The organism is Blastococcus sp. SYSU DS0617 (assembly GCF_054051075.1).
Map to the genome: position 1 here is coordinate 151139 of NZ_JBJHAO010000008.1, position 18796 is coordinate 169934.

18 protein-coding genes and 1 pseudogene are annotated in these 18796 nt (G+C 74.5%); 15 read left to right on the forward strand and 4 right to left on the reverse strand.

From position 1 onward, the window contains the following. Positions 1 to 132: 132 nt before the first annotated feature. Together dxr and ACI793_RS11325 are read left to right on the forward strand one after the other, a co-directional pair. The gene (gene dxr / locus ACI793_RS11320; protein WP_456606471.1) at positions 133 to 1335 is read left to right on the forward strand and encodes a 1-deoxy-D-xylulose-5-phosphate reductoisomerase; all 1203 of its coding nucleotides are present in this window, start codon (positions 133 to 135) and stop codon (positions 1333 to 1335) included. Further along, positions 1287 to 2684 carry a M50 family metallopeptidase gene (locus ACI793_RS11325; RefSeq protein WP_456606472.1) on the forward strand — a complete coding sequence of 466 codons (1398 nt, stop codon included), beginning with the start codon at positions 1287 to 1289 and terminating at the stop codon, positions 2682 to 2684. The genes dxr and ACI793_RS11325 overlap by 49 nt, the downstream gene beginning before the upstream one ends. On the opposite strand, the gene ACI793_RS11330 is transcribed toward ACI793_RS11325, so the two are convergent. Next, positions 2600 to 3607, reverse strand: coding sequence for an EamA family transporter (locus tag ACI793_RS11330; RefSeq protein WP_456606473.1), 1008 nt, complete (start codon positions 3605 to 3607; stop codon positions 2600 to 2602). The two genes, ACI793_RS11325 and ACI793_RS11330, sit on opposite strands and share 85 nt — an antisense overlap. Positions 3608 to 3637: 30 nt before the next feature. Here ACI793_RS11330 and ACI793_RS11335 point away from each other — a divergent pair, with 30 nt between their 5' ends. Next, positions 3638 to 4573 carry a LysR family transcriptional regulator gene (locus tag ACI793_RS11335; RefSeq protein WP_456606474.1) on the forward strand — a complete coding sequence of 312 codons (936 nt, stop codon included), beginning with the start codon at positions 3638 to 3640 and terminating at the stop codon, positions 4571 to 4573. Between the two features lie 4 nt (positions 4574 to 4577). On the opposite strand, the gene ACI793_RS11340 is transcribed toward ACI793_RS11335, so the two are convergent. Continuing rightward, the gene (locus ACI793_RS11340) at positions 4578 to 5765 is read right to left on the reverse strand and encodes a hypothetical protein (protein ID WP_456606475.1); all 1188 of its coding nucleotides are present in this window, start codon (positions 5763 to 5765) and stop codon (positions 4578 to 4580) included. A 292-nt stretch (positions 5766 to 6057) separates the two neighbouring features. Here ACI793_RS11340 and ispG point away from each other — a divergent pair, with 292 nt between their 5' ends. Genes ispG through ACI793_RS11355 form a run of 3 tightly spaced genes read left to right on the forward strand, consistent with a single transcriptional unit; the run spans position 6058 to position 10018 of the window. Then, positions 6058 to 7218, forward strand: coding sequence for a flavodoxin-dependent (E)-4-hydroxy-3-methylbut-2-enyl-diphosphate synthase (gene ispG / locus ACI793_RS11345; RefSeq protein WP_396137054.1), 1161 nt, complete (start codon positions 6058 to 6060; stop codon positions 7216 to 7218). A 24-nt stretch (positions 7219 to 7242) separates the two neighbouring features. After that, a complete protein-coding gene (locus tag ACI793_RS11350) occupies positions 7243 to 8094 on the forward strand; it encodes a GNAT family N-acetyltransferase (RefSeq protein ID WP_456606476.1) in 852 nt (283 codons plus the stop codon). Positions 8095 to 8125: 31 nt separating this feature from the next. Next, a complete protein-coding gene (locus ACI793_RS11355) occupies positions 8126 to 10018 on the forward strand; it encodes a penicillin-binding transpeptidase domain-containing protein (RefSeq protein ID WP_456606477.1) in 1893 nt (630 codons plus the stop codon). 112 nt (positions 10019 to 10130) lie between these two features. On the opposite strand, the gene ACI793_RS11360 is transcribed toward ACI793_RS11355, so the two are convergent. After that, on the reverse strand, positions 10131 to 10595 hold the full coding sequence (locus ACI793_RS11360) for a ferritin-like domain-containing protein (RefSeq protein WP_456606478.1): 465 nt from the start codon (positions 10593 to 10595) through the stop codon (positions 10131 to 10133). A 12-nt stretch (positions 10596 to 10607) separates the two neighbouring features. Beyond that, positions 10608 to 11093, reverse strand: coding sequence for a hypothetical protein (locus tag ACI793_RS11365; RefSeq protein ID WP_456606479.1), 486 nt, complete (start codon positions 11091 to 11093; stop codon positions 10608 to 10610). Positions 11094 to 11358: 265 nt separating this feature from the next. Here ACI793_RS11365 and rimP point away from each other — a divergent pair, with 265 nt between their 5' ends. The 9 genes and pseudogenes from rimP (at position 11359) to ACI793_RS11410 (ending at position 18747) form a co-directional block, all read left to right on the forward strand. Next, a complete protein-coding gene (gene rimP, locus ACI793_RS11370; RefSeq protein WP_456606480.1) occupies positions 11359 to 12051 on the forward strand; it encodes a ribosome maturation factor RimP in 693 nt (230 codons plus the stop codon). After that, complete coding sequence (gene nusA, locus ACI793_RS11375) at positions 12048 to 13166, forward strand: transcription termination factor NusA (protein ID WP_456606481.1); 1119 nt, start codon at positions 12048 to 12050, stop codon at positions 13164 to 13166. Before rimP ends, nusA begins: the two co-directional genes overlap by 4 nt. Before the next feature lie 41 nt (positions 13167 to 13207). Then, on the forward strand, positions 13208 to 13480 hold the full coding sequence (locus ACI793_RS11380; protein WP_456606482.1) for a YlxR family protein: 273 nt from the start codon (positions 13208 to 13210) through the stop codon (positions 13478 to 13480). Positions 13481 to 13651: 171 nt separating this feature from the next. Further along, a pseudogene (locus ACI793_RS11385) lies at positions 13652 to 13795 on the forward strand (translation initiation factor IF-2 N-terminal domain-containing protein); the annotation flags it as partial. A gap of 930 nt (positions 13796 to 14725) precedes the next feature. Then, a complete protein-coding gene (infB, locus tag ACI793_RS11390; RefSeq protein ID WP_456606496.1) occupies positions 14726 to 16561 on the forward strand; it encodes a translation initiation factor IF-2 in 1836 nt (611 codons plus the stop codon). A gap of 20 nt (positions 16562 to 16581) precedes the next feature. Beyond that, positions 16582 to 16881: a DUF503 domain-containing protein gene (locus tag ACI793_RS11395; protein ID WP_456606483.1), complete on the forward strand. Its 300-nt coding sequence runs from the start codon at positions 16582 to 16584 to the stop codon at positions 16879 to 16881. Positions 16882 to 16951: 70 nt separating this feature from the next. Next, the gene (rbfA, locus tag ACI793_RS11400; protein WP_456606484.1) at positions 16952 to 17485 is read left to right on the forward strand and encodes a 30S ribosome-binding factor RbfA; all 534 of its coding nucleotides are present in this window, start codon (positions 16952 to 16954) and stop codon (positions 17483 to 17485) included. Further along, positions 17482 to 17724, forward strand: a complete 243-nt coding sequence (locus ACI793_RS11405; protein WP_456606485.1) for a hypothetical protein — start codon at positions 17482 to 17484, stop codon at positions 17722 to 17724. Before rbfA ends, ACI793_RS11405 begins: the two co-directional genes overlap by 4 nt. 3 nt (positions 17725 to 17727) lie before the next feature. Then, positions 17728 to 18747 carry a DHH family phosphoesterase gene (locus tag ACI793_RS11410; protein WP_456606486.1) on the forward strand — a complete coding sequence of 340 codons (1020 nt, stop codon included), beginning with the start codon at positions 17728 to 17730 and terminating at the stop codon, positions 18745 to 18747. Positions 18748 to 18796 lie beyond the last annotated feature (49 nt).

Sequence of the window (18796 nt, forward strand, 5' to 3'; positions counted from 1 at the left end):
GCGTCCGGCGGCCCTGCGGTACGACGTGCTGGCTCGCACGGTCTCGTCCCGCATTCTGTCAGCCCGCCGGCCCGGACACCCGGCGAGGTCACCCCGTCCCGGCGTGCCGCCGGGGTCGGGGAGGATGCAGCCGTGACGACGCAGCGCGAGGTGACCGTTCTCGGCTCCACCGGTTCGGTCGGCCGGCAGGCCATCGCGGTCGCGCGGCAGAACCCGGACAGGCTGCGGGTCACCGGGCTGGCCGCGGGCGGAGGCGACGTCGCCCTGCTGGCCGAGCAGGCGCTGAGCCTGGGCGTGCGCACCGTCGCCGTCGCGAAGGCGACCGCCGCGCAGGACCTGCAGCTGGCCTTCTACGCCGCCGCCTCGAAGCGCGGCTGGTCGCGCGGCGAGTACGCCCTGCCGGAGATCCTCGCCGGGCCGCGCGCCGCCGAGGAGCTGGCTGCCCGCCCGGCCGACGTCGTGCTCAACGGGATCACCGGCTCGATCGGCCTGGGTCCCACGCTGTCGGCGCTGCGGGCCGGCCGCACCGTGGCGCTGGCCAACAAGGAGTCGCTGATCGCCGGGGGTGACCTCGTCCTCGCCGCCGCCGGCCCCGGCCAGCTCGTGCCCGTCGACTCCGAGCACTCAGCGCTGGCGCAGTGCCTGCGGGCGGGGCAGCGGAGCGAGGTGGCCCGGCTGGTGCTGACCGCCAGCGGGGGACCGTTCCGGGGGCGCTCGGCCGCGGAGCTCGAGCAGGTCACCGTGGAGCAGGCGATGGCGCACCCCACCTGGGACATGGGCCCGGTGATCACGATCAACTCCGCGACGCTGGTCAACAAGGGGCTCGAGCTCATCGAGGCCCACCTGCTCTTCGGCGTCCCCTACGCCGACATCGACGTCGTGGTGCATCCGCAGTCGATCGTGCACTCGATGGTGACCTTCGCCGACGGCGCGACGATCGCCCAGGCCAGCCCGCCGGACATGCGGCTGCCCATCGCGCTCGGCCTCGCCTGGCCCGACCGGCTCCCCGACGTCCAGCCGGCGCTGGACTGGACCGCCGCCAGCACCTGGGAGTTCTTCCCCCTCGACGAGCAGGCCTTCCCCGCGATCCGGCTGGCCCGGGCGGCCGGAGAGGCCGGCGGTGTGGCGCCGGCCGTCTACAACGCCTCGAACGAGGAGGCGGTCGCCGCGTTCACGGCGGGTCGGCTCTCGTTCCCAGGGATCGTCCAGCTCGTCGCGCGTACCCTCGACGAGGCGCCGGACCTCGGCGTCCCCACGCGCGTCGAGGACGTCCTGGCCGCGGAGAAGTGGGCCCGGGAGCACGCCCGGGGACTCATCGCCGGAGGCTTGAGCTGAGCGGGATCCTGCTGACGGTCCTCGGGATCGTCGCCTTCGCCCTGGGCCTGATGTTCAGCATCGGGTTCCACGAGTTCGGGCACTTCTTCTGGGCGCGGAAGTTCGGCATGCGCGTGCCGCAGTTCTTCGTCGGCTTCGGCCCGACGGTCTTCTCCCGCCGCTTCGGCGAGACCGAGTTCGGCATCAAGGGCATCCCGCTCGGCGGCTACATCCGCATCGTCGGGATGATCCCGCCGGCGGAGGAGAACGAGAGCAAGCGCGCCACCCGCATGCGCAGCTTCATCGCCGAGGTGCGCGGCCAGGCGCTCAACGACGTCCTGCCCAGCGACGGCGACCGGGTCTTCTACAAGAAGCCGTGGTGGCAGCGGATCATCGTCATGTTCGCCGGCCCGTTCCACAACCTGGTCCTGGCGGTGCTGTTCTTCACGATCGTGCTCACCGCCTTCGGCATCCCGGCGACGACGACCACCATCAGCGCCATCCCGGAGTGCGTGCTGCCGGCCACCGCCGCGGTCCGGGAATGCCCCGACGACGCGCCCCCCTCACCGGCCGCCGCGGCCGGGATCGAGGCCGGCGACACCATCGTCGCGATCGACGGCCGGCCGGTGTCCACGACCCCGGACACCGGCCGGGACGACGAGGTGTCCGGCTGGGAGCAGGTCCAGGACGCCATCCGGGAGAGCATCGGCTCGCCGCTCGTCCTCACCGTCGAGCGGGAGGAGGACGGCGCCGTCCGGGAACTCGACCTGACGGTCACCCCGATCGCCAACACCGTCTACGTCGACGACGACGGCGACGGCGAGGCCGATGGGACCGAGACCGTCGGCTACGTCGGGGTGCAGGCGGCGCGGACCTACGAGCAGCAGCCGGTCACCGCCGTGCCCGGCTTCATCGGCGACTACACCGCCCGGGCGGTCGACCGGCTGGTCGAGATCCCCGAGCGGGTGCCGGCGCTGTTCCGGGCGGCCTTCCTCGGCGAGGAGCGCGACCCCCTGGGCCCGATCGGCGTGGTGGGAGTCGGCCGCATCTCCGGTGAGGTGTTCTCCCTCGAGCAGTTCACCGGCACGGAGAAGATCAGCCTGTTCTTCCAATTGCTGGCGGGGATGAACCTGGTGCTGTTCCTGTTCAACCTGGTGCCGATCTACCCGCTCGACGGCGGCCACGTCGCCGGCGCGCTGTACGAGAAGGCCCGCGCCACCGTCGCTCGCCTGCGTGGGCGGCCGGACCCGGGTCCCTTCGACATCGCCCGGCTGATGCCCGTGGCCTACGTCGTCGCCGGGCTCTTCCTGGTGCTGTCGGCCCTGCTGTTCATCGCCGACATCGTCAACCCGATCTCCATCGCCGGCTGAGCGGGCCGGGACCCCGGCCGAGCCGGTCGCGAGCCGATCAGCACGCCGAGGACCACGACGGCCCCCGCGGTCAGCTCCACGGGGTCCAGCACCTCCCCGAAGGCCAGCCACGACGCGAGCACGCCGACCACGGGCACGAGCATCGAGAAGGGCGCCACCACGTTCGACGGGTGCCGGGACAGCAGCGAGTTCCAGAGCCCGTACCCGACGAGCGTGGCGACGACGACGACGTAGAGCAGTCCCAGGACCGACGGCAGCGCCTCGGCGGTGGTCGCGTCGGCGAGCGACCGGCCGATCCGCCCGGGCCCCTCGACCAGCAGGGCCAGCGCCAGCATCGGCAGCGGCGGCACGGCGGCCGTCCACAGCGTCAGGTGCAGACCGTTGGGCGCCTTCGCCTGCCGGCTGCAGACGTTGCCGATCGCCCACCCCAGCGCCCCGCACAGGGTCAGCACGAGGGGCAGCCACGCCGCGGTCAGGGACCGGTGGACGGCGATGACGGCCAGCCCCGCGACGGCCATGGCGACGCCGGCGAGCTGCCGGGCCGACAGCGACTCGTGCAGCCAGACGCCGGCGAGCAGGACGGTGAACGGCGCCGAGGCCTGGAGCACCAGCGAGGCCAGGCCGCTGGGCATCCCGGCGACCATGCCGAGGTAGAGGAACGCGAACTGCAGGATCCCGATGCCCAGGCCGACGCCGATGAGCCAGCGCAACGGCACCGGCGGCCGGGGCACGAAGAGCAACGCGGGCAGGGCCACGAGGGCGAACCGCAGGGCGACCATGAACAGCGGCGGGAAGTGCTCGAGGGCGAGCGCCGTGGCGGGGAAGTTGACGCCCCAGCAGACGGCGACGAGGCAGGCGAGCAGTCGGTCGCGGAGGGGCACGACGTCGAGCGTCGGGCCGGGCGGGTTGAAGAACAAGCGCAATCCGGAGAACCGACCTTGTAGCGTTGCTTCATGGTCGACGGGTCGCAGGACCTCTGGGAACGGGTGGACGTCGCCCACCTCGCCGTGCTCCGCGAACTGGCCGAGCACGGTTCGGTGACCGCGGTGGCCCGCGCCACGACGCTGTCGCCATCGGCGGTCTCCCAGCAGCTCAAGGTGCTGCAGCGGCGGCTCGGCGTCGTGCTGGTCGAGCGGGCCGGCCGGGGGGTGCGGCTGACCGACGCGGGCCGGGCGCTGGCCGGCATCGCGGCGACGGTCTCCACCGCCCTGGCCACCGCGGAGTCCGACTGGCAGCGCTACCGGGGCGGGGTCGGCGGAACCGTCCGGCTGGCCACCTTCCACTCGGCCGGCGAGCTGCTCGTCCCCGGTCTCCTCGACCGCCTGGCCGAGCACCCCGACGTCGTCCTGGAGACCTTCGACGAGGACGTGCTGCAGGACGACTTCGCGGGCCTGACCGCCGAGTACGACGTCGTCGTCGCCCACCGCTCCGACGACGTCGTCCCACCGCCGCGCGACGGCATCGAGGTCCGCCTGCTGCTCCGCGAGCCGCTCGACGTCGCGCTGCCGCTGGACCACCCGCTCGCCGGGCGGGACCGCGTCACCCCGGCCGACGTGATCGACCAGGACTGGATCGTGCCGCCGGCCGAGTTCCCCATCGACCGGGTGCTGACCGCCGTCGCGGCCCACGCGCGGTCACCGGTGCGGGTCGTGCGCCGGACGACGCACCTGCCCCTGACCGAGAAGCTGGTCGCCCGCGGGCACGGCATCGCGCTGCTGCCGCGCCACACGACCCTGGACCGGGCCGAGGGCCGGCTGGCCCTCGTGCCGCTGGCCGACCTGCGGGCGGGCCGGGTGATCGAGGCGCTCATGCGCCCCGACCGTGCCGCCCGCCGGTCGGTGCAGGTCGTCCTCGACGCCCTGGTCGCCGAGGCCGCCTCCTACCCCTGAGGCATCAGGACCGCGGGAGGGCGGCGGCCGGCGGGGCGACGACGGGCAGTCCGGCCCAGCGGCGCGCGACGCCGAGGACCTCGCCCGGCTCTCCGGAGTACTCCCACGGGAACTCGTTGAGGCTGCGGCCGATCGCCTCCAGGTGCGGCCGGGCGCCGTCGGGGTCGTCGGCCAGCCAGAACGCGTACGCGGCGATGTTGTGGCCGAACACGCGCGCCCCGGGCATCGGCGTGCCCTCCGGCCCGCGCATCCAGCGCATCACGCACTCGCGCAGCTCCGTGCGCGTCGCACCGGAGGTCATGTGCCGGGCCGCGGCGGCCGGGCCGCCGCGACCGCTCTCGAGGTGCAGGTGGTGCTCGACGTGGGCCATGGCCGGCAGCAGGCACACGGCGGAGCCGTCCGGCGCCTCCGCGGCCAGCTCGCGTGCCACCCCGAACATCGCGTCGGTCGACCCCATCCACTTCTCGCAGAGGGTCTGCAGGACCGCCAGGGAGCCCTGCACGTGGTGCGGGCTGCGCTCGAAGAGCTCCTGCGTCCGCCGCTCGAACTCCTCCTGCGGAACCTGCTGGCCGCGGGCCATCTGCACGAGCGTCGCCCAGGGGGCCGGATCCGCCGGCGACAGCTCGATCGCCCGGTTCGCCAGCCGCTCGGCCTGGTCCAGCCCCGTGGCGAAGGCCCGGAGCTGCTGCTCGCCGGTCTGGTCGGCGTACGCGGCGCCGCGGGCGGCCCACGCCCGCTGCACCGCCAGCTCCGCCCGCACGGCGTGCACCGTCGCATCGTCCGGGCGCGCGGCGAACCACTCCTCGACCCACTGCGAGTCGTGGACCGACTCCTGGGCGAGGACCCAGAGCCGCTCGTAGCGGACGTCGGCGTCTCCCGTCGCGCCGAGCAGGGCGGCCGGCTGCTGCCATTCGCCGCGCCGGGCGGCGTCCAGCGCGTGCGCCAGGTCGACGTCGTCGCCCACCGGGTCGGCCGGGATGATCTCGTCGGGCGAGAGCTCGCCCTCGACGGCGGTCCGGCCTCCGATCAGGAAGGTGACGAACCGGGCGAACCGGGCAGCGGTGAGCACCAGGACACCTCCCGCGGCGGCGAACCCGGCCTGCGACGGCAGGGCCGTGGTCTGCACGTGCGGTGCGACCAGCCCGTACGTCAGCCCCCACACGGCGACCAGCAGCGCCGGGTAGGCGACCACGACGCTGATCGCCCGGATGCCCGTGGGGTTGAACAGGAACGGGTACTCGGGCCGGACGCCGATCAGGCGCCCCAGGGGCTGCCCGCGACGGCGTACATGACGGCGAAGAGCAGGACGACGACGACGGCGGTCGTCGCCACGTCCGCGCCGGTGGGATCCAGGGTCATGGGCCGGACGGTAGGTGCCCCGAGGCGGTCATCGACGGCGAACCACCAGGGCGCGGGAGGCCGGCGGCCGCTCATGTCACAAGCGCGCCACCAGCATCGAGCGTCCCGCGGGGGATACTGGGTGCATGGCGATCCCCGTCGGTCTCGGCATGCCCGCTGCCCCCCCGCCCGTCCTCGCTCCGCGGCGCAAGACCCGCCAGCTCGACGTGGGCGGCGTCGGCGTCGGCAGCGACTTCCCGGTCAGCGTGCAGTCGATGTGCACGACCAAGACCGCCGACATCAACGCGACGCTGCAGCAGATCGCCGAGCTGACCGCCTCCGGGTGCCAGATCGTGCGGGTGGCCGTGCCCGACACCGACGACGCCGAGGCGCTGGCGACGATCGCGAAGAAGTCGCAGATCCCGGTCATCGCCGACATCCACTTCCAGCCGCGATACGTGTTCGCGGCCATCGACGCCGGCTGCGCGGCCGTGCGCGTGAACCCCGGCAACATCAAGAAGTTCGACGACAAGGTGGGCGAGATCGCCCGCGCCGCCAAGGATGCGGGGACGCCGATCCGCATCGGCGTCAACGCCGGCTCCCTCGACAAGCGGCTGCTCGCCAAGTACGGCAAGGCCACGCCGGAGGCGCTGGTCGAGTCGGCGCTGTGGGAGTGCTCGCTGTTCGAGGAGCACGACTTCCGCGACATCAAGATCTCGGTCAAGCACAACGACCCCGTCGTGATGGTCCGCGCCTACGAGCTGCTCGCCGCGCAGTGCGACTACCCGCTGCACCTCGGCGTGACCGAGGCCGGCCCCGCCTTCCAGGGCACGATCAAGTCCGCCGTCGCCTTCGGTGCGCTGCTCAGCCAGGGCATCGGCGACACCATCCGCGTCTCCCTGTCGGCCCCGCCGGCCGAGGAGGTGAAGGTCGGCAACCAGATCCTGGAGTCGCTGAACCTCAAGCAGCGCGGGCTGGAGATCGTCAGCTGCCCCTCGTGCGGCCGCGCCCAGGTCGACGTCTACACGCTCGCGAACGAGGTGACCGCCGGCCTGGAGGGCATGGAGGTGCCGCTGCGCGTCGCGGTCATGGGCTGCGTCGTCAACGGCCCCGGCGAGGCCCGCGAGGCCGATCTCGGCGTGGCGTCGGGCAACGGCAAGGGCCAGATCTTCGTCAAGGGCGAGGTCGTGAAGACCGTGCCCGAGTCGAAGATCGTCGAGACCCTGATCGAGGAGGCGCTGCGCATCGCCGCCGAGCAGACAGACGCGGGCGTGCCGTCCGGGCCGCCGGTCGTCTCCGTCAGCTGACCCGCTCGCACCCGCCCTCTTCCCGTGCTCCGATCGCCCACCGCTCGCGTCCTCGACGAGGCCGACGAGCCCGCCGTCCACCGGCTCCTGGCCCTCGACCCCGTCGCCGGCTGCGTGCTGGCCGGCCGGGTCGAGCTCACCGGCACGGCACCGGTGGCGGTCGGGGCCCCGCTGTGGGGTTTCGGCTCGGGCCGGTCGCTGGAGGCCGTCTGCCTCGCCGGGGCGAACCTGATCCCCTTCGCCGTCCCCGGCGCGGAGCGCGCCGCCGCGGCCGCCTTCGCCGAGCGCGCCCGCCGCGCCGGGCGCCGCTGCAGCACCATCGTCGGCCCGTCCGCCTCCGTGGCGCCGCTGTGGGACCTGCTGGCGCCCGCCTGGGGGCCGGCCCGCGACCATCGCGCCCGCCAGCCGCTGATGGCCATCGACGGCCCGCCGGCGATCGCCCCGGAGGCGCGCGTCCGTCCGGTGCGCCCCGAGGAGCTGGACACCCTGCTGCCCGCTGCGGTCGCCATGTTCACCGAGGAGATCGGCGTCAGCCCGCTGCGCACCGACGGCGGGGCCGGCTACCGAGCCCGGCTGGCCGAGCTGGTGCGGGCCGGGCGGTCCCTGGCCTGGATCGAGGACGGGCAGGTCGTCTTCAAGGCCGAGATCGGGGCGGTGAGCCGGGCGGCCTGCCAGGTGCAGGGCGTCTGGGTGGCCCCCGAGCGCCGCGGCACCGGCATCGGCGCCGCGGGCACCGCCGCCGTCGTCGAGTACGCGCGGTCGACGCTCGCCCCGGTGGTCAGCCTGTACGTCAACGACTTCAACGCTCCTGCCCGCGCCGCCTACCGCAGGGTCGGTTTCCGCGAGGTGGGGGAGTTCTCGAGCGTGCTGTTCTAGAACCGTCCGCTACCTCTGCCAAGCTGACCCGGTGCGCGCCCGATCCGGTCCGGTCCTGCTGACGTCCCTCCTCCTCGCGGTCCCCGTCCTGGGCGGCTGCTCCGGCGGTGGCGAGGACGAGGTGCGGCGGACGGCGCAGTCGTTCCTCGACGACTGGGCCGGCGGGGACGCCGCCGCGGCCGCTGCGGCCACCACGGACCCGGAGGCGGCCACCGCGCTGCTGGAGCAGACCGCGGCCGACCTGCCCGACGCGCAGCTGTCCACCGAGCTCGGCGAGGTCACCGTCGAGGACGGCGCGGCCACCGCGGACTGGACGGCCACCTGGGATCTCACCGCCGCCCCCGACTGGAGCTACGAGGCCTCCCTGCGGCTCACCGAGGGCGACGACGGGTGGGAGGTCGTCGCCGAGCCGGCTCTCGTGCACCCGGGGCTCGGTGAGGGCCAGCACCTGGAGCTGGACCGCAGCCTGCCGGAGCGGGCGCCGATCACCGACGCCTCGGGCGCTCCGCTGTTCACCCCGACCGAGGTGGTCAACGTCGGCGTCGACCCGGGGCAGGTGACCGACCTGCCGGCACTGGCCGCGGCGCTGTCGGACGCCACCGGCATCGCCGCGGAGGAGATCACCGCCGACGTCCAGGCCGCTCCGGCCGGGCAGTTCGTCCCGGTCATCACGCTGCGCCGGCCGGCATTCGAGGCGATCCGCGCCCAGGTCTTCGACCTCCCGGGCGCCGTCTTCCCGACCGACACGCGGCTGCTCGCGCCCTCGGCCGGCTTCGCCGAGGCGCTGCTCGGCCGGGTCGGGGCGGCGACGGCGGAGATCCTCGAGGAGTCGACCGAGGACGACGAGCCCCGCTACGCCGCCGGCGACCAGCTCGGCACCTCCGGCCTGCAGCGGGCCTTCCAGGACCAGCTGACCGGCACCCCCGGGTTCACGGTCCGGGTCGCCGCGCTCGACGAGAGCATCGACGACGAGGGCCGCGAGATCGCCGCCGTCGAGCCGGAGCCGGGCTCTCCGGTGCAGACACCCCTGGTCCCGGCCCTCCAGAACGCCGCGGACGCCGCCGTCGCCGGGGAGGCCCGGCCTACCCACCTCGTCGTGGTGCGTCCCGGCACCGGCGAGCTCCTGGCCGTCTCCTCCAACGAGGTGGCCGACGCCGCCAACGCGCTGACGGGGCGCTTCCCGCCCGGCTCGAGCATGAAGGCGGTCACCGCCACCGCGCTGCTCTCGGCCGGCTCCCTGACCCCGGCGACTCCCGTCCCCTGCCCCGCGACGACGGTCGTCGAGGGCCGCGAGTTCGAGAACCAGGACCAGTTCGACCTGGGCACGGTGCCGTTCACCGAGGCCTTCGCGGAGTCGTGCAACACGACGTTCATCGAGCAGGGGCTGGAGCTGCCCGACGCTGCCCTGGCCGAGGCGGCGGCCGCGTACGGGGTGGGCACCGATTGGCAGCTGCCCGTCGACATCTTCTCCGGCAGCGTGCCCGCGGACAGCACCGGGACGACGAAGGCGGCGAACATGATCGGCCAGGGTCAGGTGCTCATGAGCCCGGCCCAGCTGGCGCTCGTGGTCGCCGGGATCGCCAGCGGCACGCCGGCTGCTCCCGTCGAGGTGGTGGGCGCGGAGCCGGCCGGACCGGCTCCGGAGGGCCCCGGGCAGGAGGTGCTCGAGGCACTGCGGCCGATGATGCGGCAGGTGGTCCTCACCGGTACCGCCGCGGCGTTGGCTGCACGGGGCGAGGTGTCCGGCAAGACGGGCACCGCCGAGTACGGGACCAACACCCCGCCCGACTCGCACGGCTGGTTCGCGGGCTACCGGACCGAAGGCGCGTCGGGGCCCATCGCCTTCGCCGTCCTCGTCGAGGGCGGTCAGTCCGGCAGCGCCGCCGTGGCCGTCGCCGACGCCTTCCTGGCCGGGGTCGGCTGAGCGGCGTCGACGCTGAGTGGGGGCCCGGAGGGCTCCCCGACGCGTCGACCGATGGGCGGAGCCTTCGCCTGGCACCGTGGCTGGCCGCGGTGCCGTCCGGAGGACGGCGGTGTCACAGACCCGGGAGCGCTCGGGTGACGGGGGTCTGGCCTGCCGCGGCGCGCCAGCCCACCGCCCGCACCTCGGCGCCGGTGAGCGCCTCCAGCGCCAGCTCCCGCGTGCTCCGCTCGGCCGCCTGGTCGAGCACCCGCACCCAGGCGGCGGCAGCGCCGTCCTCCAGGACCACGCCCAGCGCCGCGGCGTCCGTCGGGGAGAGCACCGGGAAGGGCAGCGCGTAGCCGCCCTTCGCCCCCGCGGGCTCCACCGACCGCTGGGAGAGCAGCGCGGTCACGGCGTCCCGGACGTCGCGATGCGCAGCCTCGGCCGTGGTCGCCGTCCCCCGGGCACCGGGGGTCAGCGCCGCACCGACGACGCCGTATCCCCAGATCGCGGCGTACTCCGCGGCCAGGGCCTGCTCGAGGGCGGCGTTCTCCGCGGTCAGGTCCTGGGCGCCCTCGCCGGCACCGTCATCAGCCATTGCGGGTTCCCGTCATGCCAGCAGTCCGTCCTGTCCGCGCAGGCCCGCGGAGATCGAGCCGAGCAGCGCCGCCCGTGCGCCGGACTGGGTGAGTGCGGCCGCCGCGTGCGAGGTGGCCGCGGCGGCCACCTGCTCGCGCAGCCAGGAGCGTGCCTCGGCCGGCGAGGGCGGGGTGCCGGGTGAGGACGAGCTCGGCGTCGCGCCGGGTGCTGCGTCCCTCAGCCGCTCGAGCTGCTCGGTGGCCTGAGCGGCCAGCTCCGCCACCTCTCCGGCCAGCGCCGGATCGGCGGCCCCGGCCGCGGTGTAGGCGGCCACGAGCGTCTCCTGCACGCCCACCTGCCCCAGCAGCTGGTCGGCCTGCTCGCCGGTCACCCGCTCGCGCTCGTCCGGCGGGGACGAGGTGCAGGCGGCCGCGGCCAGCGCCAGTCCGGCCGCCGAGGCGGCCAGCAGGGTGCGCCGGGAGAAACCCCGCGAGCCGGGGGAGGGGAGCGGAGACATCGGTGCCATCCTCGCAGCCCCCGGTCGTCCGGGTCGGCACGTACGGGCCGGACGCGGTCCGCGTCGGCTCCGCGGTCCGCACCGCCCCGCCCGTCGCTCCAGCCCCATCGGCCCGGGGAGGGGTCCGCCCGGTGCCCGGTCCCGTGCCCCCTCGCCGGGCGGTAACCTGGCACCTTCCCTCGGAATCGTCCCCCCGGCAGCGCCGGGGGCGTTCCCGGGGAGGCGCCCGCACCCTGCGGCCGCCCGAGCCATGGAGGAGGTAGACGTGTCCGCCTCTCGTGGCACCCCCCGCACCGACCCCGCCACCGCGCGCCTGGCCGGCCGGATCCAGCCGGTCGTCGAGGACGCCGGCTACGACCTCGAGGAGCTGGTGGTCACCCCCGCCGGGCGGCGCAGCGTCGTCCGGGTCGTGGTCGACCGCGACTCCGGGGTCACCCTGGACGACATCGCCGACGTGAGCCGCGCGGTGTCCGACGTCCTCGACAGCTCCGACGACGGCATGGGCCGGACGCCCTACGTCCTCGAGGTCTCCAGCCCCGGCGTCGACCGGCCGCTCACCGAGCAGCGGCACTGGCGGCGCAACACCGGTCGCCTCGTCACCGTGGCCGCCGGTCCGGCCGGCTCGCGGGACCAGGTCACCGGGCGCATCACCGCCGTGGACGACGACGGCGTGACGCTCGCGGTCGAGGCGCAGGGCAAGCCCGGCGCGAAGAAGCGTCCCCCGACGCCGCGGCACGTGCCCTGGGCCGAGCTCGGCGACGGCCGCGTGCAGGTGGAGTTCGGGCGCGCTCCGGCCGGCCAGGCGGCGTCCGGTGAGGATCCGCACGAAGACGACCTGCCCGAGGACGACCTGCTCGACGACGACGACGAATCCGACGACGACGTGATCGACGACCCGGAGCCCGACGACGACGTCGCCTCCGGGAGCGCGCCCCGGGCGCGAGGAGGAGCACAGTGAACATCGACGTCACCGCGCTCAAGGCGGTCGTCGGGGAGAAGGGCATCCCCGCCGACACGGTGATCGAGGCGATCGAGACCGCCCTGGTCACCGCCTACCGGCACGCCGACGGCGCCGCCAAGCACGTCCGCGTGCACGTGGACCGCAAGACCGGCGAGGTCGCCGTGCTGGCGCAGGAGCTGGGTGCCGACGGCGAGGTCGTCCGCGAGTGGGACGACACCCCGGGCGACTTCGGCCGGATCGCGGCCAGCACCGCCAAGCAGGTCATCGTGCAGCGGCTGCGCGACGCCGAGCACGAGCAGACCTTCGGCGAGTACGCCGGCAAGGAGGGCGACATCGTCAGCGGCATCGTGCAGGCGCACGACCGCCGCAACGTCCAGGGCACCGTGCTGATCGACATCGGCAAGGTCGAGGCCGTGCTGCCCCCGACCGAGCAGGTGCCGGGGGAGAACTACGCCCACGGCAGCCGGCTGAAGGCCTACGTGGTGTCGGTGGCCCGGACGTTCCGCGGTCCGCAGGTGACCGTGTCGCGCACCCACCCCCACCTGGTCCGCAAGCTGTTCGCCCTGGAGGTGCCCGAGGTCGCCGACGGCAGCGTCGAGATCGTCGCGGTCGCCCGCGAGGCGGGGGCCCGCTCGAAGATCGCCGTCCGCACGAAGGTGCCCGGTCTCAACGCGAAGGGCGCGTGCATCGGCCCGATGGGCCAGCGGGTGCGCAACGTCATGAGCGAGCTGCACGGCGAGAAGATCGACATCGTCGACTGGTCCGACGACCCCGCCACCTTCGTCGCCCAGGCGCTGAGCCCGGCGCGCGTCTCCGATGCCCGTGTGGTCGACCCGCAGGCCAAGGCCGTGCGCGTGGTGGTGCCGGACTACCAGCTGTCCCTGGCGATCGGCAAGGAAGGGCAGAACGCCCGCCTGGCCGCCCGGCTGACCGGCTGCCGGATCGACATCCGCAGCGACGCCCAGGCCGAGGACGCGGCGGCCGAGCCCTCGCCGGGCGTGGGCCGGGCGCCCCTGCGGTCGGGGGCGCCGGCTGCCCCGTCCGGGGGACGTCCGAGCGCTTCCCGCACTCCGCCCCGACGTGCGGAACACCGGGGACCCACGACGCGCTAGAGTGCAGGGTGGCCGAAACGTCGATCCCGGAGCGCACCTGTGTGGGCTGCCGGCGACGCGCTCCGGTCACCGATCTGCTGCGTGTCGTCGAGAGTTCCGGGGCCCTGGTCCCGGACCCCCGACGGCGGCTCCCCGGGAGGGGGGCGTCGGTGCACCCCACTCCGGAGTGCCTGGGCGCAGCGGAGCGACGCCGGGCCTTCACCCGGGCGCTGCGCCTCCCCGGAGGCAGCCCGCTGGAGGTCGGTCCGCTCCGGGACTTCGTCCTCGGCCCCTCCTCGGAGGTCGCCGGGCCGCGGCCCGGGACGGGCGAGTGAGTGCGGCACCGCCGCACCCCACCAGCAGTTCCACGTCGGGCCGGCACCAGGCCGGTCCGCATGTCGACAGGACATCGTCGGATGACTCAGCCGTGAAGTTCTCACGATGACCATGCGCCACTAACGACGAGGTCGAGCGGGCAAGCCGCCGGCCTCACAAAGAGGAGACCCGTGCCAGGCAAAGCCCGCGTACACGAACTCGCCAAGGAGTTCGGTGTCGACAGCAAGACCGTGCTCGCCACGCTCAAGGAGCAGGGCGAGTTCGTGAAGTCCGCCTCCTCGACCGTCGAGGCCCCCGTGGCCCGACGGCTCCGGGAGGCCCTGGGCGCCGCCACCGGCGGCGCCGCAGCACCCAGCGCGCCGGCGGCACCCGCCGCCCGTCCGGGGCCCGCGCCGTCCCGTCCGTCCGCTCCTACGCCCGGTCCGCGTCCGGCCGCACCGGCGCCGCAGGCCCCCGCGGCCAGTGCGCCCGCGCAGCCCGCGGCTCCGGCCGCTCCGGCTGCTCCGCGCCCGGCGGCGCCCGCTCCGCAGGCCCCGGCCGCCAGCGCTCCGACCCAGCAGCCCCCGGCCGCCCGTCCGGCCGCGCCCCGTCCCGGCGCCGCCGGTGGTGGCGCGCCTGCCGGTGCCGGTCCGCGACCCGGACCGCGTCCGGCACCGCGCCCCGGCAACAACCCGTTCAGCTCGCCCCGCCCGGCCGCACCTCCGGCCGCGGCGCCCGGTCCCGTCCCGGGTGCCGGCGCCGGTCCCCGTCCGGGCCCGGCCGCGCCGGGTGCCCGGCCCGCCGCTCCGGGCGGTCCTCGCCCGGCAGCCGGTCCCGGTGGCCCGCGTCCCGGTCCTGGCGGCCCGCGTCCCGCTCCCGGCGCCGGCGGTCCCCGCCCGGGTCCCGGTGCCGGCGGTCCCCGCCCGAACCCGGGCATGATGCCGCAGCGGCCGGCCCCGGGCATGATGCCCGGTCGTCCCGGCGGCGGTCGTCCCGGTGGCCCCGGTGGGCGCTCCGGCGGTCCCGGCGGCGGTGGCCGTCCGGGTGGTCCCGGCGGTGGCGGCGGCTTCCGTCCCGGTGGTGGCGGTGGCGCTCCCGGCGCCGGCGCGCCGGCCGGTGGCGGTTTCCGTGGCGGCGGCGGTCCCCGTGGCCGTGGCCGTGGTGGCTCGGGTGCCGGTACCGCCGGTGCCTTCGGCCGTCCCGGCGGCCGCGGTCCGGTCCGCGGGCGCAAGAGCAAGAAGCAGCGGCGTCAGGAGTTCGACTCCATGGCGGCGCCCAGCATGGGCGGCGTCAGCCTGCCCCGGGGCAACGGACAGACCGTCCGCCTGCCTCGTGGCGCCTCGCTGACCGACCTGGCCGAGCGGATCAACGCCGAGCCCGCCGCGCTGGTCACGGCCCTGTTCCACCTGGGCGAGATGATCACCGCCACGCAGTCGGTCAACGACGACACGTTGCAGCTCCTCGGTGCCGAGATCGGCTGGGTCATCCAGGTCGTGAGCCCCGAGGACGAGGACCGCGAGCTCCTCGAGACCTTCGACCTCACCTTCGGGGACGTCGAGGGCGACGAGGAGGACTGGTCGTCCCGTCCGCCGGTGGTCACCGTCATGGGTCACGTCGACCACGGAAAGACCAAGCTGCTCGACGCCCTGCGGCACAGCAACGTGGTCTCGAAGGAGGCCGGTGGCATCACGCAGCACATCGGCGCCTACCAGATCGTCACCGAGCTGGAGCACAACGAGCGTCCGATCACCTTCATCGACACCCCGGGTCACGAGTCGTTCACCGCGATGCGTGCCCGTGGCGCGAAGGTCACCGACATCGTCGTGCTCGTGGTCGCGGCCGACGACGGCGTCATGCCGCAGACGGTCGAGGCGCTCAACCACGCCCAGGCCGCCGAGGTGCCGATCGTGGTCGCGGTCAACAAGATCGACAAGGAGGGGGCCAACCCCGCCAAGATCCGTCAGCAGCTCACCGAGTACGGCCTGGTGGCCGAGGAGTACGGCGGCGACACGATGTTCGTCGACGTCTCCGCGATCAACCGCATGGGCCTCGACGAGCTGCTCACGGCGATCCTGCTGACCGCTGACGCCTCGCTGGACCTGCGCGCGAACACCGAGCAGGACCCGCAGGGTGTGGTCATCGAGGGCAAGCTGGACAAGGGCCGGGGCCCCGTCGCCACGGTGCTCGTCCAGCGCGGCACGCTGCGCCAGGGCGACTCGATCGTGGCCGGCGACGCCTACGGTCGCGTCCGGTCGCTGCTCGACGAGCACGGCAACAAGCTCAAGGAAGCCCTGCCCGCGCGTCCGGTCCAGGTCGTCGGTCTGACGTCCGTGCCGCGCGCCGGTGACACCTTCCTGGTCGTCGAGGAGGACCGGGTGGCGCGGCAGATCGCCGACCGCCGCCAGGCCCGCATCCGCAACGCGCAGAACGCCTCCATGCGCAAGCGGATCAGCCTCGAGGACCTCGACGCCGCGCTCAAGGAGAACCGTCAGCTCAACCTGATCATCAAGGGCGACAACTCGGGCACCGTCGAGGCGCTCGAAGAGGCGCTCATGAAGATCGAGGTCGACGACGACATCTCGCTGCGGGTCATCCACCGCGGCGTCGGCGGGATCACCAAGAGCGACATCGACCTGGCGCTGGCCGACGACGTCATCGTCCTGGGCTTCAACGTCCGGGCCGAGGGCCAGGCCACCGAGCTCGCCAACCGCGAGGGGGTGGACGTCCGGTACTACACGGTCATCTACCAGGCCATCGACGAGATCGAGGCCGCCCTCAAGGGGATGCTCAAGCCGGAGTACGAGGAGGTCCAGCTCGGGACCGCGGAGGTCCGCGAGGTCTTCCGCGTGCCCAGGATCGGCAACGTCGCCGGTTCGCTGGTCCGCACCGGCACGATCGTCCGGAACTCGAAGGCCCGCCTGCTCCGCGACGGTGCCGTGGTCGCCGACAACCTGACGGTGGAGTCCCTCCGCCGGTTCAAGGACGACGCGACCGAGGTCCGCGAGGGTTACGAGTGCGGTATCGGCCTGGGCTCGTTCAACGACATCAAGGTCGACGACGTGATCCAGACCTTCGAGATGCGCGAGATCCCGCGCGTCTGAGTCCGACCAGCAGGGAGGCGGTGAGCGTGTTCACCGGCACGCTCACCGCCGACCTCCTGCTGGGCGACGTCCACTCGCTCAAGGGAAAGCGCGCCGTGGTGCGGCCGATCGTGGCCGAGTTGCGGCGCCGCTTCTCCGTCGCGGCGGCGGAGGTCGGTGACCATGACCTGCACCGCCGGGCGCAGGTCGGTCTGGCGACCGTCTCCGCGGACGCCGGGCAGGTCGCCGACGTCCTCGACGCGTGCGAGCGGTTGCTGGCCGAGCGGCCGGAGGTGACGCTGCTGTCGACGCATCGTCAGCTCTTCAGCGACACCGACTGAGCCGCCTGCCCCCCCACACCCGTCCGTCCCGGCGTCCCGGCCCCCGGGACGCCCTCCCCGAGGAGATCCGATGGCCGATCCGGCCCGCGCACGCAAGCTGGCGGTGCGCATCCGCCAGATCGTCTCCGCCGCGATCGAGACGCAGATCAAGGATCCGCGGCTCGGCATGGTGACGGTCACCGACGCCCGCGTGACCAGCGACCTCCGTGAAGCGACGATCTTCTACACCGTCTACGGCGACGAGACGCAGATCGCCGACTCCGCGGCCGCCCTGGCCAGTGCCACCGGCGTGCTGCGCTCCACCGTCGGCAAGCAGACCGGCATCAAGTTCGTGCCGACCCTGGCCTTCATCGCCGACATCGTCCCGGACACCGCGCGCGAGCTCGAGGAGGCGCTCGAGCGCGCCCGGCACGCCGACGCCGAACTGGCGCGCGCCCGCGAGGGCGCCCAGTACGCCGGGGAGCCGGACCCGTACCGCAAGCCTGCGGAGGACGACGAGGACGACGAGGGGCACGAGGACGTCGCGCTGGACCCCCCGCCCGCACCGGGCACTGCCGATGACAGTCCCGAGGACCTGGCCGCCCGTAGTAGGAGTGCGCTGTGAGCGAGAACGACCCGAACCCGTACGAGCCCGACCAGGGCCAGGGCCGGTCGGTGCTGGGTGGTCGTGAGGTGTCCGCCGACGGTGACCCCACCGACGGCGGCAAGCGCGGCGAGATCGGCGACGCGCCGAGCATCACCTCCGACGAGCCCGACGACGGCACGTCCTACCCCGTGGGCGGAGGCGCGGTCACCGAGGAGGAGAACGCACCCCCGGTCGCCGACCCGGGCCCGGACGCCTGAGTCATGGCTCGTGTCTCCACCCCCGCGGCCACGGCAGGGCTCGCGGCGGCCTCCCGCTCCGTGGCCGGCGTCCTGGCCGAGGCAGCCGAGGCCCGCGCCACCGTCGTCCTGTCCGGGCACGTGAACCCCGACGCCGATGCGCTGGGCAGCACGCTGGCCCTCGCGGAGGGCCTGCGTCGCCGGGGAGCGCGCGTCCTGCCGACGTTCCCGGGGGAGCTCACGCTGCCGGCCTCGCTGGGCTGGCTGCCCGGCGCCGAGGGGCTCGTGCCCTCGTCGTCACTTCCGTCGACGCCCGACGTCTTCGTCAGCCTGGACGCAGCCTCACCCGGCCGTCTGGGTGAGGTCGCCGTGCTCCTCGACACCGCCGCGACCTCGATCGTGGTCGACCACCACGCCAGCAACCCCGGCTTCGGCGGGCTCCGCCTGATCGATCCGGGTGCGCCCGCCACGGTGGCCCTGGTCGCCGACCTGCTCGACGACCTGGGCGTCGCCCTCGACCGTCAGCTGGCCACCTGCCTGTACGCCGGACTGGCCGCCGACACCGGGTCCTTCCGCTTCGGCAGCACCCGGCCGCAGACCCACGAGCTGGCGGCCCGGCTGCTGGCCACGGGCATCGACCACGCTGCGATCAGCCGCCGGCTGTTCGACACCGCGCCGTTCGGGTGGCTGAGCCTGCTGTCGGTGGTGACCGGCCGGGCGGTGCTCGAGGCCGAGGTCGGCGCCGGACTGGTGTGGACCTGGTCGAGCACCGCGGAGGCGGCCGAGCACGGCCTGCCCGGCGAGCAGCTCGAGGCGCTGGTCGACGTCGTCCGCTCCGCGGAGGAGGCCGACGTCGCCTGCGTCCTCAAGGGGCAGGACGACGGTTCGTGGTCGGTCTCCCTGCGTTCCCGCGGCGGCACCGACCTGGCCCGCGTCGCCATGGCGCTGGGCGGTGGGGGGCACACCCTGGCCGCCGGCTACACCTCGACCCTCGACCGCGAGGGGACGATCGCTGCCCTGCGCCGGGAGCTCCGCGCTGACTGAACCGGCGCGCGTCGAGCCGGAGCCGGGGCCTGATCCGCAGCCCCCGCGC

Excerpts from the sequence above, each read along its gene's own strand:
- rbfA (WP_456606484.1), top strand. The coding sequence starts at position 16,952 with ATGGCCGATCCGGCCCGCGCACGCAAGCTGGCGGTGCGCATCCGCCAG.
- ACI793_RS11335 (WP_456606474.1), top strand. The coding sequence starts at position 3,638 with ATGGTCGACGGGTCGCAGGACCTCTGGGAACGGGTGGACGTCGCCCAC.
- infB (WP_456606496.1), top strand. The coding sequence starts at position 14,726 with ATGGCGGCGCCCAGCATGGGCGGCGTCAGCCTGCCCCGGGGCAACGGA.
- ispG (WP_396137054.1), top strand. The coding sequence starts at position 6,058 with ATGGCGATCCCCGTCGGTCTCGGCATGCCCGCTGCCCCCCCGCCCGTC.
- ACI793_RS11365 (WP_456606479.1), bottom strand. The coding sequence starts at position 11,093 with ATGTCTCCGCTCCCCTCCCCCGGCTCGCGGGGTTTCTCCCGGCGCACC.
- ACI793_RS11410 (WP_456606486.1), top strand. The coding sequence starts at position 17,728 with ATGGCTCGTGTCTCCACCCCCGCGGCCACGGCAGGGCTCGCGGCGGCC.
- ACI793_RS11360 (WP_456606478.1), bottom strand. The coding sequence starts at position 10,595 with ATGGCTGATGACGGTGCCGGCGAGGGCGCCCAGGACCTGACCGCGGAG.